General features: G+C 68.3%; 12 protein-coding genes. 6 read left to right on the top strand and 6 right to left on the bottom strand.

Features of this window, described 5'->3' with window-relative positions; all coding sequences use genetic code 11:
* Positions 1–44 precede the first annotated feature (44 nt).
* The 6 genes from mmsB to IG08_RS0110025 all read right to left on the bottom strand — a co-directional run bounded on the left by mmsB (position 45) and on the right by IG08_RS0110025 (position 7,409).
* On the bottom strand, positions 45–1,292 hold the full coding sequence (gene mmsB / locus IG08_RS0110050) for a multiple monosaccharide ABC transporter permease (protein WP_030599054.1): 1,248 nt from the start codon (positions 1,290–1,292) through the stop codon (positions 45–47).
* A complete protein-coding gene (gene mmsA / locus IG08_RS0110045; protein ID WP_030599051.1) occupies positions 1,289–2,839 on the bottom strand; it encodes a multiple monosaccharide ABC transporter ATP-binding protein in 1,551 nt (516 codons plus the stop codon). Before mmsA ends, mmsB begins: the two co-directional genes overlap by 4 nt.
* Before the next feature lie 42 nt (positions 2,840–2,881).
* Positions 2,882–3,988: a multiple monosaccharide ABC transporter substrate-binding protein gene (gene chvE / locus IG08_RS0110040; protein WP_030599049.1), complete on the bottom strand. Its 1,107-nt coding sequence runs from the start codon at positions 3,986–3,988 to the stop codon at positions 2,882–2,884.
* 142 nt (positions 3,989–4,130) lie between these two features.
* Entirely contained in the window at positions 4,131–5,099 is a 969-nt protein-coding gene (locus IG08_RS0110035) for a glycosyltransferase family protein (RefSeq protein WP_030599047.1), read from the bottom strand.
* 130 nt (positions 5,100–5,229) lie between these two features.
* Positions 5,230–6,252, bottom strand: a complete 1,023-nt coding sequence (locus IG08_RS0110030; RefSeq protein ID WP_030599045.1) for a zinc-dependent alcohol dehydrogenase — start codon at positions 6,250–6,252, stop codon at positions 5,230–5,232.
* Positions 6,249–7,409 carry a mandelate racemase/muconate lactonizing enzyme family protein gene (locus IG08_RS0110025; protein WP_030599043.1) on the bottom strand — a complete coding sequence of 387 codons (1,161 nt, stop codon included), beginning with the start codon at positions 7,407–7,409 and terminating at the stop codon, positions 6,249–6,251. Before IG08_RS0110025 ends, IG08_RS0110030 begins: the two co-directional genes overlap by 4 nt.
* A 489-nt stretch (positions 7,410–7,898) precedes the next feature.
* Here IG08_RS0110025 and IG08_RS0110020 point away from each other — a divergent pair, with 489 nt between their 5' ends.
* From IG08_RS0110020 to IG08_RS0109995, 6 genes are all read left to right on the top strand, one after another.
* Positions 7,899–8,945 carry a LacI family DNA-binding transcriptional regulator gene (locus IG08_RS0110020; RefSeq protein WP_030599040.1) on the top strand — a complete coding sequence of 349 codons (1,047 nt, stop codon included), beginning with the start codon at positions 7,899–7,901 and terminating at the stop codon, positions 8,943–8,945.
* Positions 8,946–9,102: 157 nt separating this feature from the next.
* Positions 9,103–10,107 carry an ABC transporter substrate-binding protein gene (locus IG08_RS0110015; protein WP_030599038.1) on the top strand — a complete coding sequence of 335 codons (1,005 nt, stop codon included), beginning with the start codon at positions 9,103–9,105 and terminating at the stop codon, positions 10,105–10,107.
* Between the two features lie 109 nt (positions 10,108–10,216).
* On the top strand, positions 10,217–11,755 hold the full coding sequence (locus tag IG08_RS0110010; protein WP_030599034.1) for a sugar ABC transporter ATP-binding protein: 1,539 nt from the start codon (positions 10,217–10,219) through the stop codon (positions 11,753–11,755).
* A complete protein-coding gene (locus tag IG08_RS0110005; RefSeq protein WP_030599031.1) occupies positions 11,752–12,861 on the top strand; it encodes an ABC transporter permease in 1,110 nt (369 codons plus the stop codon). Before IG08_RS0110010 ends, IG08_RS0110005 begins: the two co-directional genes overlap by 4 nt.
* The gene (yjfF, locus tag IG08_RS0110000) at positions 12,861–13,883 is read left to right on the top strand and encodes a galactofuranose ABC transporter, permease protein YjfF (RefSeq protein ID WP_030599029.1); all 1,023 of its coding nucleotides are present in this window, start codon (positions 12,861–12,863) and stop codon (positions 13,881–13,883) included. The genes IG08_RS0110005 and yjfF overlap by 1 nt, the downstream gene beginning before the upstream one ends.
* A 195-nt stretch (positions 13,884–14,078) precedes the next feature.
* Positions 14,079–15,005, top strand: coding sequence for an SCO2400 family protein (locus IG08_RS0109995; RefSeq protein ID WP_030599027.1), 927 nt, complete (start codon positions 14,079–14,081; stop codon positions 15,003–15,005).
* The last annotated feature ends 54 nt before the right edge of the window (positions 15,006–15,059 follow it).

The raw sequence follows: 15,059 nt of genomic DNA, 5'->3' as shown, positions 1-15,059 counted from the left end.
GAAGGGCCCCGCCAGGAGGCGGGGCCCGATCCGGTCGAACCGGTCTACGAACCGACCTTGCGCTTGTTCCACACGTCGAACCCGACCGCCGCCAGCAGCGCGAGGCCCTTGATGACCTGCTGCCAGTCGGAACCGACGCTGAGAAGGTTCATGCCGTTGTTCAGCACGCCGAGGACGAGACCGCCGATGATCGCGCCGAGGACGGTGCCCACACCGCCGCTCATGGACGCGCCACCGATGAACGCCGAGGCGATCGCCTCGAGTTCGTAGTTCAGGCCCGCCTTCGGGGAGGCCGCGTTCAGTCGGGCGGCGATCGCCAGACCCGCCAGGGCCGCGAGCGCGCCCATGTTCAGGAAGACCAGGAAGGTGACCTTCTTGTCCTTCACACCGGACAGCTTCGCCGCCGGCAGGTTGCCGCCGATCGCGTAGATGTGGCGGCCGAAGACGGCGTTGCGCATGACGTAGCCGTAGCCGACGATCAGCACGCCCAGGATCAGCAGGATGATCGGCGCGCCCTTGTAGCTGGCGAGCAGCAGCGTGACGACGAGGGCCGCGGAGACGATCGAGACGAGCTTGAGCAGGAAGATGTTCCGCGGCAGCACGTCGAGCGAGAACTCCTGCTGGCGCTTGCGGTCCCGGACTTCCTGAAGGACCACGAAGACGATCAGGACCAGGCCGAGGAGCAGCGTGATGTTGTGATAGTTGGTCTCCGGGCCGGTCTCCGGCAGGAAGCCGTTGCCGATCTTCTGGAGGCTGTCCGGGAACGGGCCGAGGGTCTGGCCCTCCAGCAGGATCTCGGTGAAGCCGCGGAAGACGAGCATTCCGGCGAGGGTGACGATGAACGACGGTATGCCGAGATACGCGATGAAGAAGCCCTGTATCGCACCGGCTATCGCGCCGACCACGAGGCACAGCGCCACGGCGACCGGCCACGGCACGTCGTGCTGCACGGTCAGCACGGCCGCGAACGCGCCCACGAACGCCGTCAGCGAGCCGACCGAGAGGTCGATGTGGCCCGCGATGATGACCATCATCATGCCGATGGCGAGGATCAGGACGTAGCTGTTCTGCAGGACCAGGTTGGAGACGTTGCGCGGCTCGAGCAGGACACCGTCGGTCCACACCGCGAACAGGGCGACGATCAGACCCAGCGCGATCAGCATGCCGTACTGGCGCATGTTGCGCCGCAGGCCGTCCAGCATCAGCTGCAGCAGGCCGCCTCCCGCGGCCGCACCCCCGCTCTTCCCGGGCGGCGCCGGGGCCGGGGACTTGGCGGTCACATCCGTGCTCATCGCGTTACCTCTTTGTCCTTCGTCATCTGGCGCATCAACACTTCCTGCGAGGCCTCGGCCCGCAGGACCTCACCGGTGAGCCGCCCGGCGGCCATGGTGTAGATGCGGTCGCACATACCGAGCAGTTCGGGCAGCTCGGAGGAGATGAAGACGACCGCCTTGCCCTCGGCGGCCAGCTGGTCGATGACCGTGTAGATCTCGTACTTGGCGCCCACGTCGATGCCGCGCGTCGGCTCGTCCAGGATCAGCACCTCGGGACCCGCGAAGATCCACTTGCTGAGGACGACCTTCTGCTGGTTGCCGCCGGACAGCTTGCCCACTGGCTCGAAGACGGTCGGCGCCTTGATGTTCATGGACTTGCGGAAGCGCTCGGCGACCTGCCGCTCCTCGTGCTCGTCGACCACACCGCGCTTGGTGACCTTGTTGAGCGCGGTCAGCGAGATGTTGCGGTTGATGGTGTCGATGAGGTTGAGGCCGTAGTGCTTGCGGTCCTCGGTGACGTACGCGATCCCGTGTTTGACCGCCTCGGCGACGGTCTTCGTACGGATCTCCTTGCCGTCCTTGAGGACGGTGCCGCCCGCGTGCCGGCCGTAGGAGCGCCCGAAGACGCTCATCGCGAGCTCGGTACGCCCCGCGCCCATCAGGCCCGCGATACCGACGATCTCCCCGCGCTTGACGCTGATCGACACGTCGTCGACCACCTTGCGCTGCTGGTCGATCGGGTGGTGCACGGTCCAGTTGCGGATCTCAAGAGCCGGAGCCGCGTCCAACTCCTCTTCGTACGCGGTGCGTTCGGGGAAGCGGTGGTCGAGGTCGCGGCCCACCATGCCGGAGATGATCCGGTCCTCGGTGGTCTCCGCGGCCTTCACGTCGAGCGTCTCGATGGTCTGCCCGTCGCGCAGGATCGTCACCGAGTCGGCGACCTTGCGGATCTCGTTGAGCTTGTGGGAGATGATGATCGCGGTGATGCCCTGCTTCTTCAACTCCAGGATGAGATCCAGGAGTTTGCCGCTGTCCTCGTCGTTCAGAGCCGCGGTCGGCTCGTCGAGGATGAGCAGCTTCACCTTCTTGGAGAGCGCCTTGGCGATCTCCACGAGCTGCTGCTTGCCCACGCCGATGTCGGCGACGCGGGTCTCCGGGTGGTCGCTGAGACCGACCCGGCGCAGCAGCTCACTGGCGTGCCGCAGGGTCTCGTTCCAGTTGATGAGCCCGCCCTTGGCGTGCTCGTTGCCGAGGAAGATGTTCTCCGCGAGGGAGAGGTACGGCACCAGCGCCAGCTCCTGGTGGATGATGACGATGCCGCGCGCCTCGCTCGCCCGGATGTCCTTGAACTCGCAGGCCTCTCCCTCGAAGAGGATGTCGCCCTCGTACGTGCCGTGCGGATGGACGCCGGAGAGCACCTTCATCAAGGTGGACTTGCCGGCGCCGTTCTCGCCGCAGATGGCGTGGACCTCGCCCTGCCGGACGGTCAGCGTGACGTCCGAGAGCGCTTTGACACCGGGAAAGGTCTTGACGATCGAGCGCATTTCCAGGACGGGTCCCGCCATGGTCGTGCCTTCCAATCTGTGTTTGTTACAGGCGCCGACGGATTACTTGAGGTCGGCCGCGGTGTAGTAGCCGCCGTCGACCAGGACCTTCTCGTAGTTGGTCTTGTCGACGCTCACCGGCTCCAGCAGGTAGGCCGGGATGACCTTCGCACCGTTGTCGTACGTCTTGTCGTCGTTGATCTCCGGCTTCTTGCCGTTGAGCGCGGCGTCCACCATGTTCGAGGCGACCTTGGCCAGCTCACGGGTGTCCTTGTAGACGGTCTGCGTCTGACCGCCCGCGATGATCGACTTCACCGAGGCCAGCTCGGCGTCCTGGCCGGTGAGGACCGGCAGCGGCTTGGCCTTGGTGCCGTAGCCGTCGGACTTCAGCGCGGACAGGATGCCGATCGAGATGCCGTCGTACGGCGAGAGCACCGCGTCGACCCGGCCGCTCGTGTAGGTACGGGTCAGGATGTCGTCCATGCGCCGCTGGGCGGTGGCGCCGTCCCAGCGCAGGGTGGTGACCTGGGTGAGCTTGGTCTGGCCGGACTTGACGACGAGCTTCTTGTCGTTGATGTACGGCTGCAGGACGCTCATCGCGCCGTTGAAGAAGTACTTGGTGTTGTTGTCGTCGTTGGAGCCGGCGAAGAGCTCGATGTTGAAGGGGCCCTTGCCCTCCTTCAGGCCGAGCTTCTCGACGATGTAGTTGGCCTGGAGCTCGCCGACCTTGCTGTTGTCGAAGGACGCGTAGTAGTCGACGTTCGGGGTGCCGAGGATCAGGCGGTCGTAGGCGATGACCGGGATGCCCGCATCCTTGGCCTGCTGCAGCACGCCGTTCAGCGACTTGTTGTCGATCGCCGCGACGATCAGCGCCTTGACGTTCTGGGTGATCAGGTTCTCGATCTGCGAGACCTGGTTCTCCGGGTCGTCCTCGCCGAAGACCAGCTTGGTCTTGTAGCCCTTGGACTCCAGGTTCTTGACGACGTTGTTGCCGTCGGCGATCCAGCGCTCGGAGGACTTGGTCGGCATCGCGATGCCGATGGTGCCTCCCTTGGCGCTTTCGGTCTTCTCCTCGCTGCCGCCTTCGCTGCTCTGGCCGCAGGCGGTCAGGGTCAGTGCGAGGGAGGCGGCGGAGGCTATCGCGGCGAGTGCGGCTCTGCGAGTACGCATGATCATCTTCCTTGATGTCTTGGGGCAGGGGGCGGTCTGGCGGTACGGGCGCCCTGTAGGCAGTGCGAGAGGAGACCGAGAGGAGTCGTGTGGGAGTCTGTGCGACTGCGTCGTGTTTTGTGAAGGGGCGTTGTCCGGAACGTTATGCAGGTGTTTCGAACCGCTTCAGCGCGCCCGGCAGCCGTGAGCCGAGCGGCGCCATGTCGCCGTCCGCGCCGTGCCGCGCGAGCAGGTCCAGGGCGAGCCGGCCGCGCCGCACTCTTTCCTTGGCCGTGTTCAGCGTCAGGTCGCGCATGTGGTGCCCGTAGGGGTAGATCCCGGGCGCCTTCGACAGGCCGAACTTCAGGTAGAGCGGTGCGCCGCGCCGGATCAGCTCGGCGACCTCGTACATCCGCACATAGCCGCCGAGATCGTCGGGAGCCTCGATGTACATGTCCATGGGGGCGGCCGACACCCGCCGGATCTCGGTGAGGTGATCGAGCGTCAGATCGCTCGGCACGTTGAGCGAGTCGCCGCCGAGTTGCTCGTACACGGCGTACGCGGCCGGGTTCACCGGCCCGATCAGCGCCGACACCTTCAGCGTCGTGTCGGCCGGGATGATCCCGGCGACCCGCGCCCGGTGCAGGGTCCACAGCACCCCCTCGTCGGCGACGAGCAGGCACTTCACCCCCAGCTCGGTCGCGCGTACGGCGTCCTCGACGCACCCGGCGACCGCGTCGTGGCCGCGGGCCCGCAGCCCGGCGCCCTTGGAGTCGGTACGGGTGGAGCCGCCGATGTCCCAGGTGCCGCGCGGGCCGGTGAACAGGCAGAGCTCGATGTCACGCTCCGCCGTCGCCTCCACCATCTCGGTGATCTCGGCGTCGGTGAGCATCCAGACACCGCTGCCCTGGCTGACCCGGTGGATCGGTACATCGAGCCGCGAGGCCTCCTTGAGGACCACGGAGAGCGCCTCGGGCCCCTCCACGGAGGGAACCTCGGTACGCCAGCGGCCGCCGCCGGGGAAGGTGTGCGGAGAGGCGTCGGAGGGGTCGAGGGCCGGCGTGTTCAGGCCGAGCGCGGCGAGCGCCTGCTCACCGGGCCGTCGGGATGCGGGGGCGGTGGAGTCGGTCACAATCTGTCCTTCAGGTTCGGCAGGTTCGGTATTTCGGACGAGGTTCGCGGCTCTGGGTGCACAAGACTTTGGATGTATGCCGGTACGGAGTCGTCAGGCGCCCCGTACCGGCATACGGCTCAGGGGTGTGTCATGGCCGCAGCAGGACCTTCCCGACCTTCGGATCGCCGGACCCCACCAACTCGATGGCCTGCGGGAACTCGTCCAGCGGCAGCTCGTGCGTGACGAGCGGCAGCGGATCGAGGAGCCCGGCGCCGAAGACCCGCACGGTGTGCGCCCAGGCATCCGGCGCCGCACCGAACACGGTGTGCACCTCCAGCTGCCGTACGACGAGATCGGTCGGGTCGAGCCCGTCCGCACCCGGCGCGGGAATCCCCGTGAGGACCAGCCGCCCACCGCGTCTCAGCAGGGCGGCGGCGGTGCGTGCCGCGTCCGCGGACCCGGCGGTCTCGATGACGACGTCGAAGTCGTCGGGGAGTGCCTGGTCCTTCGTCCGGAAGTCCGTGGCGCCGAACCGCTTCGACAGCTCCGCCCGGTCCGGACGCGTCCCCACGACGAGCAGCTCGGCCGGCGATCCCGCCTTCAGGAACTGAACGGCGAACATCCCGAGCGTTCCCGTGCCCACGACGGCGACCCTCTCGCCCGGCAGCGCGTTCGCCTTGATCGCGGCGGCCGCGATGCACGCGGCCGGCTCCAGCAGCGCCGCCGCCGTCAGATCCGCGTCGTCGGACAGAACGTGCAGCAGACGGGCGGGCAGCGTGAGGGTGGTGGCCATGGCGCCCGGCTGGGTGAACCCGGTCTCCTCGTACCCGGCCGTGCACAGGGTGGTCTCGCCCGCGTGACAGCGGTCGCACACCTGGCAGTTCCGGAACCCCTCGCCAACTACCTTGCGGCCTACGAGACTCGAAGGCACCCCGGCCCCGACCGCCTCGACCGTTCCGGACCACTCGTGACCCGGGGTGAGGGGGTAACGGACGTACCCTTCCGGCCGGTTGCCCTGGTAGACCTCGCGGTCGCTGCCGCAGATGCCGGAGGCGTGGACCCGGACGAGCGCCTCGCCGGCCGCCGGCTGCCGCGGCTCGTGCGCGACGAGGCGGTGCTCGCCGGGAGCCTCGATGACGACGGCGGTGCCCCCGGCGTCAGCGGTGCTCACTTCTCGCTGCCCTTCGGCTTGCGCTGCTCCCAGCCCTCGGCCCACAGGTCGAACCGGGCCTGCTGCTGTGGGAACTCCGCCGCCGCGTCCACGTCCAGCTCGACACCGAGGCCGGGCTTGTCGGAGAGGTGGAAGTAGCCGTCCACGACCTCCGGCGCCCCCGAGATCACCTTCTTGATCTCCGCGTCCGCGAAGTCGTTGAAGTGCTCGAGGATCTTGAAGTTCGGCGAGGTGAACCCGACCTGGAGGGAGGCGGCGGTCAGGACCGGCCCGCCCACGTTGTGCGGCGCGACCAGCACGTAGTGCGCCTCGGCGGTCGCGGCCAGCTTGCGGGTCTCCCAGATGCCGCCGATGTGACCCACGTCCGGCTGGATGATGTCCACGGCCTGGCTCTCGAAGAGCTCCCGGAACTCGATCCGGTCGTGGATCCGCTCACCCGTGGCGACCGGGATGTCGACCTTGGCGGCGACCTTCTCCAGCGCCTTCAGGTTCTCCGGCGGGCAGGGCTCCTCCAGCCACGCGGGCTTGAAGGGCGCGAGCTCCTTGGCGAGGCGGATGGCGGTGGCGGGGGAGAAGCGGCCGTGCATCTCCAGCATCAGCTCGGAGTCCGGCCCGATGGCGTCGCGCACGGCCTCGATCAGGGAGACCGAGTACAGGGTCTCCTCGTGGTCCAGCTCGAAGTGCCCGGTCCCGAAGGGGTCGATCTTGAGCGCCTTGTAACCGCGCTCCATGACCTTCTGGGCCGCCTTGTGGTACGCCTCCGGGGTGCGCTCGGTGGTGTACCAGCCGTTGGCGTAGGCCTTGACCTTGTCGGTCACCTTGCCGCCGAGCAGCTGCCACACCGGCACCCCGAGGGCCTTGCCCTTGATGTCCCAGCAGGCCATCTCGATCACGGCGATGCCGGACATCACGATCTCGCCGGCGCGCCCGTAGTCGCCGTACTTCATCCGGCGGACCAGGTCCTCGACAGCGAACGGGTCCGACCCGAGAATGTGGTTGGCCTCTGCCTCGCGCAGATAGCCGAGCAGCGCGTCGGTGTGGCCCAGCATGCGGGTCTCGCCGACGCCGGTGAGTCCCTCGTCGGTGTGCACCTGGACGTAGGTCAGGTTCCGCCACGGCGTCCCGACCACGTGCGTGCTGATTCCCGTGATGCGCACGGTACTCCCCAGTCCTCTTTGACTTGTTCGAGATATCGTCACTTGTTCGAAATGCTGTCGCGACAGTAGGGACGACCCGGTCGGAGTGTCAATGGGTCGAACCCACAACGGTTCACAACGGTTCCTGCGCGACGGCCGGGACGGCGTCCGCCGGTCCGGTCCGCCCGACTTTCACGGCCGCACCCAGGGACGTTACCGGTCCCTCGTCGGTCGGGGCGGCCGCCTGCCGCGTTATCCAACCGTGACGACTTCCCTGATGCAGCCCTCTTGACCGCCATCAATTGTTAGCGCTCACAATGACGTCCGCATTCACCAGTCGTCTCCCAACGGCATCCAAGGAGGTACGAGCGTCGTGTCGGCAGTGCCTCAACCCGCTTTTCCGCCCGGTGTCTTGGGGCTTTCCGGAATCCCGGCGTGAAGCCGACGGCGCGGAACCATCCGCCCGCCCCACAGGACTTACCGGCAGACGACCACCAAGGAGGTGCGGCCGTGACCCACATCCAGCTCCGGCCGCCCACCATGGCCGACGTGGCACGCCTGGCCGGCGTGTCCCATCAGACCGTGTCCCGCGTGTTGGGGGATCACCCCAATGTGCGGGACGAGACACGGGCCAAGGTGCTGCACGCCATCGAGGAGATGGGCTACCGCCGCAACTCCTCCGCCCGGGCCCTGGCCACCCGGCGCACCCGCACCCTCGGTGTCGTCGCCTCCAACACCACGCTCTACGGACCGGCCAGCACGCTGTTCGCGCTGGAGGAGGCGGCGCGTGCCGAGGGGTATGTCGTCTCGACGGTCAGTCTGCGCAGGCTGACGGTGGAGACGCTGTCCGAGGCCCTGGCCCACCTCAGTGAGGGTGGGGTGGAGGGGGTGATCGCCCTCGCCCCGCAGCGGTCGGCGGTCGAGGCCCTCGCCGAACTCCGCCACCCCTTCCCGGTGGTGGCCGTGGGAACCGGGTCCGGCGTGGAGATCCCCAGCGTCAACGTGGACCAGCATCTGGGCGCGCGGTTGGCCACCGGCCATCTGCTGGCCTCCGGTCACCGCACGGTCTGGCATCTCGCCGGACCCGAGGACTGGCAGGAGGCGGCGGACCGGGCCGAGGGCTGGCGATCGACCCTCGAAGAGGCGGGTGTCGAACCGCCGCTGCCGCTGGGGGGTGACTGGAGTCCGCTGTCGGGCTACCGTGCGGGCCAGGAACTGGCCGGCTGGGTGGGCCGCGGCCTCACCGCCGTCTTCGTCGCCAACGACCAGATGGCACTGGGGGTGTTGCGGGCTCTGCGTGAGGCGGGAGTGCGCACTCCCCAGGACGTCGCGGTGGTCGGCTTCGACGACATCCCGGAGTCGGAGTTCTTCGCTCCGCCGCTCACCACCGTCCGGCAGGACTTCGCGACGGTGGGCAAGCGGAGCATCGGCCTGCTCCTCGATCTCATCGAGGGCCGTACCCCCTCCGGGACGTCCCGGATCGCCATCGAACCTCAACTCGTCGTCCGCGCCAGCACCTTTCCGTACATCCCCCAGCCGGGGGCCGCTCCCGGCTGAGGTGGCACCAACGGCACCAACGGCACCGACCGATCGACTTCCCGCCATCGGTGTGGCCGATATTTCGAACAATGATCGACAGGCTGGACGCAGCGCGGCCGGTCCCATCGAGCACCAGTGGTCCATCCCCGGACCGGCTCTTCAAAGGAGAAGACACATGCTCAGCAGAAGGAACTTCCTCACCGCGGCGGTCGGCGTGGCGGCTGCGACGGGCCTGGCGGCCTGCGCCAAGGAGGACGACAGCGCCTCGGACTCCACCTCCGGCGGCAGCAAGGCGCTCGTCCTCGGCTTCTCCCAGGTCGGCTCGGAGAGCGGCTGGCGCAGCGCCAACACCGACTCGGTGAAGGAAGCGGCCAAGACCGCGGGCTACACCCTGAAGTTCTCCGACGCGCAGCAGAAGCAGGAGAACCAGATCTCCGCGATCCGCAGCTACATCACCCAGGGCGTGGACGTCATAGCCTTCTCGCCGGTGGTCGTCACCGGCTGGGACGCGGTGCTGAAGGAGGCCAAGGCCAAGAAGATCCCGGTGGTCCTCACCGACCGCTCCGTCGAGACCTCCGACGAGTCCCTGTACGTGACCCTGGTCGGCTCCGACTTCACGGACGAGGGCCGGCGCGCCGCCAAGATCCTGGAGAAGGTCCTGGAGAAGGCCGGTCACAAGGGCGCCGTGAAGATCGCCCAGCTGGAGGGCACCACCGGTGCCGCCCCCGCGATCGAGCGCGCCAAGGGCTTCAAGGAGGTCATGGACGCCGACCACGCGGACGACTGGAAGATCGTCGTCAGCCAGACCGGCGACTTCACCCGGGCCGGCGGCAAGCAGGTCATGGCCGCCTTCCTGCAGTCCAACCCGGACATCGACGTGCTGTTCGCGCACAACGACGACATGGGCATCGGCGCCATCCAGGCCATCGAGGCGGCCGGCAAGAAGCCCGGCAAGGACATCCTGATCGTCACGGTCGACGGTGTGAAGGACGGCTTCATCGCCATGTCCGAGGGCAAGATCAACGCCATCGTCGAGTGCAACCCGCTGCTCGGCCCCCAGCTGATGGAGGTCGTCCAGAAGGTCAAGGACGGCGAGACGGTCGAGCGCTGGATCAAGACCAAGGAGGGCGACTTCATGCAGGACCAGGCCAAGGCCGCCCTCCCCACCCGCAAGTACTGACCGACCGCACCCACCGCCAGGGAGCCCCCGCCCGACCGAACCCTCAGTCGAGGGGGGCTGTCCAGGGGGCTCCCTGCGGGCCTGAACGAAATCGATGAGGAGCGCTGCCATGGCAGAGCCGCTGCCCGTCCTGGAGATGACGGGCATAGTCAAGGAGTTTCCGGGGGTACGGGCTCTGTCGGGCGTCGACTTCCGGCTCTTCCCCGGCGAGATCCACGCCCTGATGGGCGAGAACGGCGCCGGTAAATCCACTCTGATCAAGGTGCTGACCGGCGTCTACTCGCTGGACGGCGGCACGGTCACCCTCGACGGGAAGGCCGTGCGGATCGGCAGCCCGCTCCAGGCGCAGCAGGCCGGCATCAGCACGGTCTACCAGGAGGTGAACCTCTGCCCCAACCTGTCGGTGGCGGAGAACATCTTCATCGGACGTGAACCCACCCGCGCGGGCCGCATCCAGTGGAAGCGCATGCGCAAGGAGGCGGCGGAGCTGGTCGACCGGCTCGGCCTCGACATCGACGTCACCGCGCCCCTGTCCTCGTACCCGCTGGCCGTGCAGCAACTGGTCGCGATCGTACGGTCGGTCGGCACCGGCGACAGCGACGGCGCGGGAGCCGGCACCAAGGTGCTGGTCCTGGACGAGCCGACGTCCAGCCTCGACCGCGACGAGGTCCTCGAACTGTTCCGCCTGATGCGGCAGTTGAGGGACGAGGGCGTCGCGATCCTGTTCGTCTCGCACTTCCTCGACCAGATCTACGAGATCTGCGACCGCATGACCGTGCTGCGCAACGGCGCCCTGGTCGGCGAGCATCTGGTCAGCGAGCTCGACCAGGTCGGACTGATCCATCTCATGATCGGCAAGGCCATGGACCAGCTGGAGGAGCTCCACGAGCACCAGCTGCACGCCGACGTCGGCGAGGCGCTGCTGCACGCGGACGGCCTCGGCCGGACGGGCGGCATCGCGCCCTTCGATCTGGAGATCAAGAAGGGCGAGGTCGTCGGACTGGCCGGTCTGCTCGGCTCCGGCCGTACCGAACTCGCCCGGCTGCTCTTCGGCGCCGACCAGCCCGACAGCGGCAAGGTCACCATCGGCGGCAAGCAGGTCTCGATGAGTGCCCCGAACGACGCGATCTCCGCGGGCGTCGCCTTCTGCTCGGAGAACCGCAAGACCGAGGGCCTGGTACCCGACCTGACGGTGCGGGAGAACATCATCCTCGCCCTCCAGGCGGCCCGCGGCTGGACCCGGCCCATCCCGGCCGCCCAGCGCGACGAACTCGTCGCCAAGTACATCAAGGCGCTGGACATCCGCCCCGCCAACCCGGAGGCCCGGGTCGGCCAGTTGAGCGGCGGCAACCAGCAGAAGGTGCTGCTCGCCCGCTGGCTCATCACCCAGCCGAAGCTGCTGATCCTGGACGAACCGACGCGCGGCATCGACGTCGGCGCGAAGGCGGAGATCCAGAAACTCGTGGTCTCGCTCTCCGAGGAAGGCATGTCCGTGCTGTACATCGCGGCCGAACTGGAAGAGGTACTCCGGCTCAGCCACACCATCGGCGTGCTGCGCGACCGCAAGCTCGTCGCACAGATCGCCAACGGGCCCGAGATCACCCCCACCCGGATCCTGGAGACCATCGCGAGCGGAGAGCACCAGTGACCACCACTCCCCGATGGCGAGCGCTGACGCAGCATCACCTGTTCTGGCCGGTGGCCGTACTGGTCTTCCTGCTGCTGATCAACGTTCCCTTCACCCCCGACTTCTTCTCGATCAAGATGACGGACGGTCACCTCTACGGCAGCCTCGTCTCGATCGTGCTGTTCGGCTCGCCGCTCATCCTGGTGGCGGTCGGCATGACCCTGGTCATCGCCACCGGTGGCATCGACCTCTCCGTCGGCGCCGTGGTCGCCATCACCGGCGCCCTGACCTGTTCCTACATCAGCGACCAGGCCGACCAGAGCGCCCTGTCCGCGGTGCTGCTGGCCATGGGCATCGGACTGGTGGCCGCGGTGGTCTGCGGTCTGTGGAACGGCTTCCTGGTCGCCCGGATGGGCATCCAGCCGATCATCGCCACGCTGATCATCATGGTCGCCGGGCGCGGTGTCGCCCAGCTGATCACCGACGGCCAGATCATCACCATCAACAGCGAGCCGTACAAGCTGATCGGCGGCGGCTACTGGCTGACCCTGCCCTTCTCCATCTTCGTGGTGGCCGCGGTCGTGGCCGTCACCGTGGCACTGACCCGCCGCACGGCCCTCGGCCTGCTGGTCGAGTCGGTCGGCGGCAACGCCGAGGCCAGCCGCCTGGTCGGCATCAGGTCCCGCCGCATCAAGATCATGGTGTACGTGTTCTGCGCGCTGTGCGCCGGTATCGCGGGCCTGATGATCAGCTCCAACACCTCGGCCGCGGACGGCAACAACGCCGGTCTGTGGATCGAGCTCGACGCGATCCTCGCCGTGGTGATCGGCGGCACCTCGCTCCTGGGCGGCCGGTTCTCCATCGGCGGCACGGTGGTGGGCGCCCTCGTCATCCAGACCCTGACCACCACGATCTACACCATCGGTGTGCCCACCCAGACCAACCTGGTCTTCAAGGCCGCCGTCGTCATCGTCGTCTGCCTGCTGCAGTCCCCGAAGTTCCGCGCCAAGGTCTTCGGTGCCAAGTTCGGCTCCGGGTCCGGCGCGAAGGGCGGCGGCAAGCCGTCCGCCACCCCGGCGGACACCGCCCCGACGACCGCGGCAGCCCCCAAGATGGAGGTGTCGTGATGAGCACGGCCACCAAGACCCCCACCGTCCCGGACAGCCGTACGACGTCCAAGGGCGCGCGGCTGCTCGGCGACCGGCGCCTGCCCGTCCTGGTGACCGCCACGCTCTTCCTCGCGATGTACATCGCGGGCCTGAGCCGCTACACGAACTACGGTTTCGGCGAACCGCAGGTCTTCCTCAACCTCTTCATCGACAACGGCTACCTGCTGGTCGCCGCCGTCGGCGCCACCTTCGTGATTCTCTCCGGCGGCATCGACCTGTCGGTCGGCTCCGTGATCGGCTTCACGACCATGCTCACGGCATGGCTGGTGGAGAAGCAGGGCCTGCCCATCCTGGTCGTCATCCCCATCGCGCTGGGCGTGGGCGCCTTCGGCGGCTTCCTGATGGGCTATGTGATCCACAACTTCGAGATCCAGCCCTTCATCGTGACCCTCGCCGGCCTCTTCCTCTTCCGGGGCCTGTGCCTGGTCATCAGCAAGGAGTCGATCTCCATCGGCGACGCCTCGGTGAGCAGCATGGCGCAGGCGCAGGCGTCGCTGGGGGTGGGCTTCCTGTCGGTCGGCGCCATCGTCTCGCTCGTCGTCCTCGCCGTGGCGTTCTACGTCCTGCACTACACGCGCTTCGGACGCCGGGTGTACGCCATCGGCGGCAACGAGCAGTCGGCCATGCTGATGGGCCTGCCGCAGGGCGGCACCAAGATCGCCGTGTACACGGTGAGCGGCTTCTGCTCGGCCCTGGCCGGCCTGCTCTTCACCCTGTACATCCAGTCCGGTGACCCGCTGCACGCGACCGGCATGGAACTCGACGCGATCGCCGCGGTCGTCATCGGCGGCACGCTGCTGACGGGCGGCTCCGGCTACATCCTGGGCACCCTCTTCGGCGTCCTCGTCCTGGGCCTGATCAAGAGCATCATCCAGTTCGAGGGCACGCTCAGCTCCTGGTGGACGAAGATCGCCACCGGTGTGCTGCTGTGCGCGTTCATCCTGATCCAGCGCGCCATGACGACCCGTAAGAAGACCTGAGCGGAGAAGGACGCTTTTCGGGCCGGAGCGGTCCGTCGCACGGACCGTGCGACGGACCGCTCCGGTGTGTCGGAAGATGGCGCGGAATGGTGGGGCTTGACCTCAACTGGGCAAACGCGAAACGCCAGTTCCGCACGGAACCTTCACAGAGATCTCTAGGAACGCTCCCTGTGTGGAACTTATTCTTCCCGCGTCATGGACTACTGCTTCCCGTGCCGACGGCACCTCAACGGCGCCCTCGCCTGCCCGGGCTGCGGCACCTCGGTCGAAGAACTACGGGCGTACGCGGCGCAGCCGCATGCGCCTGTGTCTGCGCCTGTCCAGCCGCAGCAGGCGTACGGGGCCGACGGAGCGTACGGCGGCGGATACGCGGATGCCGGCCACACGGATGCGTACGGGAGCGCGGGCGCGCCCGCCGCGTACGGCGAGGGCCACGCGGCCGCCTCGTACGGGGACGGCCATGAGGCGGCGTCGTACGAGGCCGAGGCGGAGCCGGAGTCGTCGAGCGACCGGTCCGAGCCGCCGGCGGAGCCGACGGGCGGCCGAGCGGCTCGGCGCCGCGCACGGGGCCGTGGCGGCCGGACCGCTGCGGCGGCCGAAGCTCCCGAGGACCACGACGACTCCGAGTACCCCGATGACGACGGCGAGGAAGACCCCGACGGCTCCACGGCCGGCGCCAGCCGCCGCGACCGCAAAGCCGCGGCCCACCGCCGCCGGCGCCGCCGGGTCCTCCTGATCACCGCGGCCTGCGTCCTGGCGGCCGGCGGCCTCAGCCTCGCGGAACTCGGCATGGACGCCCCCGGCTCGTCCCCCACGCCGGCCGCGGCGGGCGCGACGGCCGAGCCGCTGGACGACCCGAGCGGAGCCGTCGCCTCGGCCACCCCGGACGCCTCGAAGTCCCCGTCCGCCTCGGCGTCGAAGAGCGAGAAGCCGGACAAGGACAAGGACGACGCCGACAAGGAGGCCCAGTCGGCGACGACCACGGCCCCGGACACGTCGGCCTCGGACCCGGCGACCACTCCGGCCGACCCCGCGACCCCCACCGCCGACCCGACGACCGCGGACCCGAGCCCGGATCCGTCACCCTCGGAGTGCGAGCGGTTCCTGTGGTGGTGCACCTGAGGCGGTTGCCTCTGTGGATCGGCTGAACGGTTCAGGCGGATGTCCCGCCCGCCT

Origin of the sequence: Streptomyces fulvoviolaceus, from assembly GCF_000718165.1 — a bacterium.
GTDB lineage: Bacteria > Actinomycetota > Actinomycetes > Streptomycetales > Streptomycetaceae > Streptomyces > Streptomyces fulvoviolaceus.
Note: the sequence above shows the minus strand (reverse complement) of the source record. Positions and strands in the feature narration are given on the sequence as shown.

What these genes read in the sequence shown, in the direction of transcription:
- mmsB (WP_030599054.1), bottom strand. Translation starts at nt 1,292, where the DNA reads ATGAGCACGGATGTGACCGCCAAGTCCCCGGCCCCGGCGCCGCCCGGG.
- mmsA (WP_030599051.1), bottom strand. Translation starts at nt 2,839, where the DNA reads ATGGCGGGACCCGTCCTGGAAATGCGCTCGATCGTCAAGACCTTTCCC.
- chvE (WP_030599049.1), bottom strand. Translation starts at nt 3,988, where the DNA reads ATGCGTACTCGCAGAGCCGCACTCGCCGCGATAGCCTCCGCCGCCTCC.
- IG08_RS0110015 (WP_030599038.1), top strand. Translation starts at nt 9,103, where the DNA reads ATGCTCAGCAGAAGGAACTTCCTCACCGCGGCGGTCGGCGTGGCGGCT.
- IG08_RS0110010 (WP_030599034.1), top strand. Translation starts at nt 10,217, where the DNA reads ATGGCAGAGCCGCTGCCCGTCCTGGAGATGACGGGCATAGTCAAGGAG.
- yjfF (WP_030599029.1), top strand. Translation starts at nt 12,861, where the DNA reads ATGAGCACGGCCACCAAGACCCCCACCGTCCCGGACAGCCGTACGACG.
- IG08_RS0109995 (WP_030599027.1), top strand. Translation starts at nt 14,079, where the DNA reads ATGGACTACTGCTTCCCGTGCCGACGGCACCTCAACGGCGCCCTCGCC.